Consider the following 9,444-nt stretch of genomic DNA (forward strand, 5'->3'; position numbering starts at 1 on the left):
CGCGCCACCAGCCAGAGCCGCACCGCGTCGCCGCCGATCGAGGAGGGCAGGGTCTGATTGAAGAAGGTTCCGATCACGTTGAAGCGCATCGCCATCCGGGTCTCGAGCGGCGCGCCGCATTCGGCGCTGATCTCGCGCCAGCGCAAGACACCGACGAAAATCTGCAGGAACGTCACGGCGACGGCGAGGGCAAGCCAGCCGAGGCTCCGCGCATCGATGCGCGAGGCGAGATCGACCAGATTGACCTTGCGCAACGAGAAATAGAGCAGCGCCGCCGAGATCAATATCTTGAGGGTCGAAAGCAGGATCCGGCGCATCTCGCCCGCGCTTGCCAGGTTTGAGAAGGAGGTCAAAAACGGCGCAAATCGGCGCCGCGCGCCGAACGTCGCCGCCTTGGTATGGTTTTCAGGCCAATCTGGCAATAGCCGTGCAACTGGCTATTGCGACACCGACAAAACGGCGGCTAAAGAGGCCCCGAACGAACTGCCCGGGGGCGGCGCTGGCACGGATTTACGGTATCTGCAAGTTTCATCCGGAACCGCCGACCGCTGTGCTAGCGGTTGTCGCGCAGGCGTTGGGCCGCGAGGCGGTCGAGGATATGTTGCGGGGTGCAGCCTGAGCCGCGGTTCGACCGGGGACGGTTTTGGCGCTTTTGTGATCCGGTATCGCGATCACGGCAGGATTTGAGGCATCGATGGACCGACGAATTATCCCCCTGATCATGTGCGGCGGCGCCGGAACGCGGCTGTGGCCGGCCTCGCGCGAGGTCCATCCCAAGCAGTTCTTGCCGCTGTTCGGGGCGCGCTCGACCTTCCAGGACACGCTCGCGCGGGTATCGGATGCGGCGCTGTTCGAGCGTCCGATCGTCGTCACCAACAATGCCTACCGCTTCATGGTGCTGGAGCAACTGGCCGAGATCGGGCTCGAAGCCGACGTGCTGCTGGAGCCGATGCGGCGCGATTCCGGTCCCGCGATCGCCGCCGGCGCGGCGTTCGCGCAGACCCGCGACAAGCAAGCGATCGTTCTCGCGCTCGCCTCCGATCACGTGGTTCGCGATACCACAGCCTTCCTCGCCGCCTGTCGCGAGGGGCTCGCTGCCGCGGAAGCCGGGCGGATCGTGACCTTCGGCGTGCAGCCCGAACGCGCCGCCACCGATTATGGCTATATCAGCCCCGGCGAAACCATCTCCGGCCAAGTTCGCGCGGTCGCAAAATTCGTCGAGAAGCCGGATCCGGCGACCGCCGCCGAATACATCAAGGCGGGCTACTTCTGGAACAGCGGCAACTTCATGTTCCGCGCCTCGGTGCTGTCAGACGAATACCGCAATTTCGATGCGGCAAGCGTCGAGGCCGTCAGCGATGCCGTCGCCAGGGCCGGGCGCGACCTCGGATTCGTCAAGCTCGACGCCGACGCCTTCGGAGCGGCGAAGGCGATCTCGATCGACTACGCGGTGATGGAAAAGACCTCGCGTGCCGCGGTGGTGCCGGTTTCGTGCGGCTGGTCCGACGTCGGCTCCTGGCATGCGGTATGGGAACTGTCCGACAAGGACGGCCAGGGCAACGCCGCGCGCGGCGCCGCCGTGTTCGAGGATTCGCGCAACTGCAATGTGTCGACCGACCGGGCGCTGGTCGCGCTCGAGGGCGTCGACGACCTCGTGGTGGTGGCGACCCAGGACGCGGTGCTGGTGTCGCGTCAGAAAGACGCCAACGGACTGAAGCGGCTGGTCGCAAAGCTGAAGCGCGTCGCGCCTGAAGTCACCGAAGACCACATCAAGGTGCACCGGCCCTGGGGGTCCTACCAGTCGGTCGACAATGGCGAGCGCCATCAGGTCAAGCGCATCATCGTCAAGCCGGGCGGGCGGCTCTCGCTGCAAAAACATCACCATCGTTCCGAGCACTGGATCGTGGTTCGTGGCGCGGCGCGGGTGACCGTCAACGAGCTGGTCAAGACCGTGCATGAGAACGAATCGATCTATATTCCGATCGGCGCGGTCCATCGGCTGGAAAATCCCGGCAAGATCCCGCTGGAACTGATCGAGGTGCAGACCGGAAGCTATCTCGGCGAGGATGACATCATCCGCATCGAGGACGATTATCAGCGCACGTGAATGATCGGCGATTTTGCGGCTTCACTGTCCAGTTTTCGTCCTCCGGACGATGTAATTCTTTGAATCAAAACGTGTCCGGATGGGATTGATGACGTTCGCCACATTTGCGGCGGCGTGCTAGAGAGCAGCCGGGATGGGGCTGACGAAGAATCGGTTGGGGGCAATGAGATGAGTTCGAAAGAATCCGCATCGGGCGCGAAGGCCGACATCAGGCGTGTGCTGCGCGTTGGCGTGATCGGTGCCGGCATCATGGGCAGCAACCATGCCCGCGTGCTGGCCGGTTTGCCGGGCGTCATGCTGGTCGGAATCGTCGATCCGCTGCCGGAGCACCGTGCGCGGGCCACCGAGCTGGTGGGCTGCCGGGCCTTCACGAGCCTCGATGAACTGCTCGCGGAAGGCGTCGATGCCGTGACGATCGCGGCGCCGACCCATCTTCATCACCCGATCGCGCTCGCCTGCATCGCGCGCAACATCCACATCCTGGTCGAAAAGCCGGTCGCCTCCACGGTCGAGGAGGGACGCCAGATCGTCGCCGCCGCGCGCCGCGCCGGGGTAACGCTGATGGTCGGCCATGTCGAGCGCTTCAACCCGGCGGTCGCCGCGATCAAGCAGGCGATATCGGGCGAGGATATCCTGTCCATCGCCATTACCCGCGTCGGGCCGTTTCCGCCGCGGATGTCGAATGTCGGCGTCGTGATCGATCTCGCCGTGCACGACATCGATCTGATCCGCTGGTTCACCGAGTCCGACATCGTCGAGGTGCAGCCGCAGCTCTCCAGCGCGGTCGCCGAACGCGAGGACATCGCGCTGTTGCAGTTCCGCACCGCCTCCGGCGTACTCGCCCACATCAACACCAACTGGCTGACGCCGTTCAAGGCGCGCAACGTCACCGTCGCGACCCGCGGCAAATATGTGATGGGCGATCTCTTGACCCGTCAGGTCACCGAATGTTTCGGCTTCAAGCCGGACGGCAGCTATTCGATGCGCCATCTGCCGGTCGGGCATGACGAGCCGCTGCGTACCGAACTGATCGCGTTCCTCGATGCGGTCCGCACCGGCAATGTGCCGGCGGTTTCCGGCGACGAGGGCGTGGCGAGCCTCGAAATCGCCATCCGCTGCCTTGAAACGCCGGCCAGGCCGGCGGCCAGCATCGCCCGCAAAGGGCCGCGCCGCGTCGCCGGCTGATTTTCAAGTCCTCAATCCCCGCAAGGCTCCATGAACCAGCATATGCGTCCAGAACCCGTTGCCTTCATCGACATCGCCGCGCAGCGCCGCCGGCTTGGCAAATCCATCGACGAGGCGGTCGGACGCGTGCTCGCCCATTGCCAGTTCATCAACGGGCCGGAAGTGACGGCGCTGGAAGCGGCGCTCGCGGAATTTTCCGGCGCCAGGCATGTCGTGAGCTGCGCCAGCGGCACCGACGCGCTGATGATGGTGCTGATGGCAATGGACGTCGGTCCCGGCGACGCCGTGCTGTGCCCGTCGTTCACGTTTTGCGCGACCGGCGAGGCGGTGGCGCTGACCGGCGCGACGCCGGTCTTCGTCGATGTCGATGAAGCGACCTTCAACATGGACGCCGGCTCGCTCGGGCGGGGCATCGCGACCGCGAAGCAGCGCGGCCTCAAGCCGGTCGCGGTGATTCCCGTCGACCTGTTCGGACAGAGCGCCGACCACGATGCGATCGGCGCGATCGCGGCGGCCGAGGGGCTGTTTGTGCTCGACGATGCCGCGCAGGGCTTTGGCGCCAGCTACCAGGGCCGCCGGCTCGGTACCTTCGGCCTCGCAACCGCGACCAGCTTTTTCCCCGCCAAACCACTCGGCTGCTTCGGCGATGGCGGCGCGATCTTCACCGATGACGAAAGGCTTGCCGAAACCCTGCGCAGCATCCGCGTCCACGGCCAGGGGTCGGACAAATACGACAATGTCCGTCTCGGTCTCACCGGACGGCTCGATACGATGCAGGCCGCGGTCCTGATCGAGAAACTGAAAATCTTCGCCGACGAGATCGCGGCGCGCAACCGGGTCGCCGAGCGCTATGCGCGCGGCCTCGGCAACGTCGTGACCGTGCCGCATCTCGCCTCCGGCTGCACCTCGGTGTGGGCGCAGTACACCATTCGCCTGCCCAAAGGTTGCGACCGCGACGGTTTTGCGGCGGCGTTGAAGGTCCGGGGAATTCCAACCGCGATCTATTATACGAAGTCGATGCATCAGCAGACGGCGTACAAGGATTTTCCGGTCGCCGGTGGCGGCCTGCCGGTCAGCGAAAGCCTGTCCGACGACGTCATCAGCCTGCCGATGCACGCCTATCTGGACGAGTCGACGCAAGCGCGCATCATCCAGGCTGTGCGCGGCGCGCTTTCTTCCTGATTTCGCCGTTTTGATGCGCCAGCGCATAGCCCATAGCGTTTTCGAGCGAAAGCCTGTCCCGCGCTTGATGCGGGATGGATACCGGTTCGCGTGAAGAAAACGCGTCAAAACAAAAGAACAGCGCTTCGGTTCTGATGCAATCAGAACCGAATATGCGCTAGAAGCGGCGCATGCTTGGACGCATCTTCACGGTCGGCGGCTATACCCTGCTTTCGCGGCTGACCGGCTTTGCGCGCGACATCATGCTCGCGGCGATCCTCGGCGCCGGACCGGTGGCCGATGCGTTTTTCGTGGCGCTGCGCCTGCCCAACCACTTTCGCGCCATCTTCGCCGAAGGCGCCTTCAACGCGGCGTTCGTGCCGTTCTACGCCCATGTTCACGGCGAACGCGGCGCGGCGTCGGCGCGGCTGTTCGCCGACCGTATCTTCACCCTGCTGCTGAGCTCGCAATTGATCCTGCTCGCGGTGGCCTGGCTGTTCATGCCGCAGGCGATCCGCATTCTCGCGCCGGGGTTTGGCGATGATGCGGAGCAGCGGCGGCTCGCAATCGAGCTGACGCGGATCACCTTCCCCTATCTGCTCCTGATCACGCTGGTGACGCTCTATGGCGGCATGCTCAACGTCATGCACCGTTTCGCCAGCGCCGCCGCGGCGCCGATATTTCTCAACCTGTCGATGATGACGACGCTGGCGCTGGCTGCGTTCTTTCCGGGCGCCGGATATGCAGCCGCCTGGGGCGTCCTGATCGCCGGCTTCCTCGAATTTTTCCTGCTGGCCGGAGATGCAGCGCGCAGCGGCATCCTGCCACGGTTCGCCATCCCACAGCTCGACGAGGATGTGCGCGCGTTCTTTCGCGCGCTCGGACCTGCGACCATCGGATCGATGGGAACCCAGCTCGCCTTGTTTGCCGATACCATCATCGCAACCTTCCTGCCGGCCGGCGCGCTGTCGGCGCTGTATTACGCCGACCGCCTCAATCAACTGCCGATCGGCGTGATCGGCATCGCGATCGGCACCGTGCTGCTGCCGGAGATGTCGCGGCGCCTGACGGCCGACGACAATTCAGGCGCAAGGGCTGCGCAGCGGCGGGCTTTCGATTTCACCTTGCTGTTCTCGGTGCCGTTCGTCGCGGCTTTCCTCACGGTATCCGATGTCATCATGCGCGCGATGTTCGCGCGCGGCGCGTTTTCGAAAGCCGACGCCGCCACTGCCGGCGCGACGCTCGCGGCCTACGCGCTGGGACTTATTCCCTTCGTGATGATCCGAAGCGCGGTCGCGACCTTTTATGCCCGCAAGGACACCGCAACGCCGGTGAAGGCCGCGCTAACCGGCGTCGCGGTCAATGTCGCGCTGAAGGTCGCGCTGGTCGGTGCGCTGGCGCAGGTCGGGCTTGCACTCGCAACCGCGGCCGGCGCCTGGATCAATCTCCTGCTGGTGCTCGCCTTCGCGGTGCGGCGAGGCTATCTCGATCTCGATCGCGCGCTGCTGCGCTCGCTTTGGAAATTTGCCGTGGCCGGCGTCGTGCTGGCGGCGGCGCTGTGGCTGACCGCGCGATTCGCCGCCGGCTACTTTGCGCAGATGAGCGTGTTCCGCGATGAGACGGAATTGCTGCTGCTGATCGCGGTCGGCGCCTTCGTATATGCGCTTTCGATCCTGCTGCTGTTCGGCCGTGGATGGCTCTTTTTGCTGCTGCGCGGATAGAATAATGTAGTTATATCAGTATGATACAGGATAGAACGCAGTGTTGCGGTGAGCGCGATCGGCTGGGCTATTTTGGCAACACATGGGCGAAAAAATGCCCATGCGACGTCACTCCGGTGTTGGAACCTTGGCTTCACGGATAAGGTAATGACTGAAATTTAATTGATCAATTGAACGGGGGCTTCCCATGCGTGCTTCGACCTTAAAGACCATCGCCGTTTCGGCCTTGGCCGCAATCGCCGCGACTTCCGCGGCCTCCGCGGCTGACCTTGCCGCACGGCCCTATACCAAGGCGCCGCCGGCGATGGTCGAAGTCTGGAACTGGACCGGCTTCTATATCGGCGGCAACGCCGGATATAGCTGGGGCCGCTCGAACTCCGATATTTCCTATTACAACACGGTCACCGGCCTGCCCATCGCCCCGCCCCCGGGTTCGATCACGAACGCCAGCTTCGACATGAACGGCGGCATTGCCGGCGGTCAGGTCGGTTACAATTGGCAAACCAGCAATTGGGTCTGGGGCCTCGAGGCCGATATTCAGTGGTCGGGTGAAAAAGGACGCGCGGACTATCTCTGCGCCGCAACGGTAACCGGGGGCGTCTGCCTTCCCGGATTGACGTTCCTGCCGGCCGGCGCGACCGGAACCACGCTCGCGCTCGACCGCAGCCTCGAATGGTTTGGCACCGCGCGTCTGCGCGGCGGTGTTCTGGTGTCACCGCGTGTGCTGCTCTACGCCACCGGCGGTCTCGCCTATGGTGAGATCAAGACATCCGGCACGCTGTCGGGCTTCAATGGCAACGGTGGTGGGGTCGCCATCACCGGCTCCTCATCCGACACCCGGATTGGCTGGACGGTCGGCGCTGGCATCGAGGGCATGCTCACCCAGAACTGGACCGCCAAGCTCGAATATCTCTACATGGATCTCGGCCGGTACGACTCGGCAAACTTCGTCCTCCCCGGCCTCGTTGGCGCACGGGTGAGTTCTGACTTCACGGACCACATTCTGCGGGCGGGCATCAACTACAAGTTCGGCGGTCCGGTTGTGGCGAAGTATTGATATCGACCATCATTCCTGGTCATCAAGGCCCCGGCATCGCCCGGGGCTTTTTTGTTCTGCGATCGCCGCAACTTCCCCGAGGCGATGCGTCGTGCCGCACCGCAAGAACGCTCGAGAACGGAAACCGATTTGCGCTGGCCCCACAACCGCTGCAATATGGCGGCAAGACCCTGAACCGCAATTGGAGACAAGATGGCAACTCCCATTAAATTCGGCGTCGGCCAAAGCGTACGCCGCAAGGAAGACGATGCGCTGATCCGCGGCAAGGGCCGCTACACCGACGACGTGGCGCCGTCGCCCGCCATGCATGCGCTGATGCTGCGTTCGCCGCATGCGCACGCAAAGTTCACGATCGATGCGGGCCGCGCCCGCGGATTGCCGGGGGTTGCTGCCATCCTGACGGCGGCCGATGTCGGCGATCTCGGCGGCCTGCCGTGCCTGTTCAATCTGGAAGTCAATCCGTTCACCGGACCGCTTTATCCGATCCTGCCCAGGGATGAGGTACGCCACGTCGGCGATGCCGTAGCCTTCGTCGTCGCTGACACGATCGACCATGCCCGCGATGCGATCGAGGCGATCGAGGTCAAGTGGACGCCGCTGCCGGCGGTGGTCGGCGTCATCAATGCCGTGAAGAAGGGCGCGCCGCAGGTCTGGCCCGATCATCCCGGCAATGTCCTGTTCGACGTGCCGATCGGCGACAAGAAGGCCACCGAGGCCGCCTTCGCCGGGGCGCATGCGGTCGCCGAAGTGTCGATCGTCAATCCGCGCATCATCACCAATTTCATGGAGACGCGCGCGGCGGTCGCCGAATACGACGCCAGGAAGGATCATCTGACGCTGACGATCGGCAGCCAGGGCAGCCACCGGCTGCGCGACATCCTGTGCCAGAACGTGCTGAAGATCCCGGTCGAGAAGATGCGGGTGATCTGTCCCGATGTCGGCGGCGGGTTCGGCACCAAACTGTTTCCCTATCGCGAATATGCGCTGATCGCGGTCGCCGCGCGAAAACTGAAGAAGACGATCAAATGGACCGCCGACCGCGCCGATCACTTCATGGGCGACGCGCAGGGCCGTGACAACGTCACCACGGCGCGGATGGCGCTCGCCGAAGACGGCAAGTTTTTGGGGATGGATGTCGACCTGATGGGCGACATGGGCGCCTATCTCTCGACCTTCGGGCCTTACATCCCGCACGGCGGCGCCGGCATGCTGCCGGGCCTCTACGATATCCAGGCCTTTCATTGCCGTGTCCGCACCGTGTTCACCAACACCGTGCCGGTCGACGCCTATCGCGGCGCCGGCCGTCCGGAGGCGGCATATGTGCTCGAGCGGCTGGTCGACGCCGCCGCGCGAAAACTCGACATGACGCCGGACGCGATCCGGCGCAAGAACTTCATTGCGCCGAAGGCGATGCCGTACAAGACCGCGACCGGAAAGGTTTACGACTCCGGCGACTTCGCCGCGCATATGAAGCGCGCGATGGAGATCGCAAACTGGAAGGAGTTTCAAAAGCGCGCCAGGGCTGCCAGGAAAGAAGGCCTGGTGCGCGGCATCGGGCTGGCAAGCTATGTCGAGGTCTGCGGCACCATGGGCGAGGAGACCGCCAATGTGGCGCTCGATCCCAATGGCGACGTCACCATCCTGATCGGCACCCAGTCGAGCGGGCAGGGCCACCAGACCGCTTATGCGCAACTCGTCGCCGAGCAATTCGGGCTGCCGCCCGAGCGGGTCCATGTCCTGCAGGGCGACACCGACCGGATCGCCACCGGGCTTGGCACCGGCGGCTCGGCTTCGATTCCGACCGGCGGCGTCAGCGTCGAGCGGGCTACGCGCGACCTCGGCGGCAAGCTTAAGGAGATCGCCGCCGAGGCGCTGGAGACCAGCGCCGGCGATCTCTAAATCAGCGACGGCAGGGTGCGCATCGCCGGCACCGACCGCGCCATCAGCTTTGCCGACCTGGCGAAGCGTCCGGGTGTCGATCCCGCGAAGCTGAATGCGAGCGCGACCTTCACCCAGGCCGACGGCACTTATCCCAACGGCACGCATCTCGCCGAAGTCGAGATCGATCCGGCGACGGGCATCACCAGAATCGTCAACTACGTCATCGTCGACGATTTCGGGGTGACGCTCAATCCGCTGCTGCTCGCCGGCCAGGTTCATGGCGGCGCCATGCAGGGGATCGGCCAGGCCTTGATGGAGCAGGCGGTCTACAG

The 9,444-nt window shown here is 64.5% G+C and carries 6 protein-coding genes and 1 pseudogene; 6 read left to right on the forward strand and 1 reads right to left on the reverse strand.

Going from position 1 to position 9,444, the window contains the following annotated elements; translation table 11 throughout:
- Window positions 1-317 (reverse strand): lysylphosphatidylglycerol synthase transmembrane domain-containing protein (locus WCE35_RS03620; RefSeq protein WP_424591975.1); only part of this gene is annotated, 317 nt, incomplete at its 3' end.
- Window positions 318-694: 377 nt separating this feature from the next.
- Here WCE35_RS03620 and WCE35_RS03625 point away from each other — a divergent pair.
- From WCE35_RS03625 to WCE35_RS03650, 6 genes and pseudogenes are all read left to right on the forward strand, one after another.
- Window positions 695-2,107 carry a mannose-1-phosphate guanylyltransferase/mannose-6-phosphate isomerase gene (locus WCE35_RS03625; protein WP_424591976.1) on the forward strand — a complete coding sequence of 471 codons (1,413 nt, stop codon included), beginning with the start codon at window positions 695-697 and terminating at the stop codon, window positions 2,105-2,107.
- 168 nt (window positions 2,108-2,275) lie between these two features.
- The gene (locus WCE35_RS03630; RefSeq protein WP_424591977.1) at window positions 2,276-3,292 is read left to right on the forward strand and encodes a Gfo/Idh/MocA family oxidoreductase; all 1,017 of its coding nucleotides are present in this window, start codon (window positions 2,276-2,278) and stop codon (window positions 3,290-3,292) included.
- 30 nt (window positions 3,293-3,322) lie between these two features.
- Window positions 3,323-4,474 (forward strand): DegT/DnrJ/EryC1/StrS family aminotransferase, encoded by a 1,152-nt coding sequence (locus WCE35_RS03635; protein WP_424591978.1) that lies wholly within the window; start codon window positions 3,323-3,325, stop codon window positions 4,472-4,474.
- 170 nt (window positions 4,475-4,644) lie between these two features.
- Complete coding sequence (gene murJ, locus WCE35_RS03640; RefSeq protein ID WP_424591979.1) at window positions 4,645-6,174, forward strand: murein biosynthesis integral membrane protein MurJ; 1,530 nt, start codon at window positions 4,645-4,647, stop codon at window positions 6,172-6,174.
- Window positions 6,175-6,361: 187 nt separating this feature from the next.
- Entirely contained in the window at window positions 6,362-7,231 is an 870-nt protein-coding gene (locus tag WCE35_RS03645) for an outer membrane protein (RefSeq protein WP_424591980.1), read from the forward strand.
- A 192-nt stretch (window positions 7,232-7,423) separates the two neighbouring features.
- Window positions 7,424-9,444 (forward strand): annotated as a pseudogene (locus tag WCE35_RS03650) (xanthine dehydrogenase family protein molybdopterin-binding subunit); the annotation flags it as partial.

This window comes from Bradyrhizobium sp. (assembly GCF_049691595.1).
GTDB lineage: Bacteria > Pseudomonadota > Alphaproteobacteria > Rhizobiales > Xanthobacteraceae > Bradyrhizobium.

What these genes read in the sequence shown, in the direction of transcription:
- WCE35_RS03635 (WP_424591978.1), top strand. Translation starts at nt 3,323, where the DNA reads ATGAACCAGCATATGCGTCCAGAACCCGTTGCCTTCATCGACATCGCC.
- WCE35_RS03625 (WP_424591976.1), top strand. Translation starts at nt 695, where the DNA reads ATGGACCGACGAATTATCCCCCTGATCATGTGCGGCGGCGCCGGAACG.
- murJ (WP_424591979.1), top strand. Translation starts at nt 4,645, where the DNA reads ATGCTTGGACGCATCTTCACGGTCGGCGGCTATACCCTGCTTTCGCGG.
- WCE35_RS03630 (WP_424591977.1), top strand. Translation starts at nt 2,276, where the DNA reads ATGAGTTCGAAAGAATCCGCATCGGGCGCGAAGGCCGACATCAGGCGT.
- WCE35_RS03645 (WP_424591980.1), top strand. Translation starts at nt 6,362, where the DNA reads ATGCGTGCTTCGACCTTAAAGACCATCGCCGTTTCGGCCTTGGCCGCA.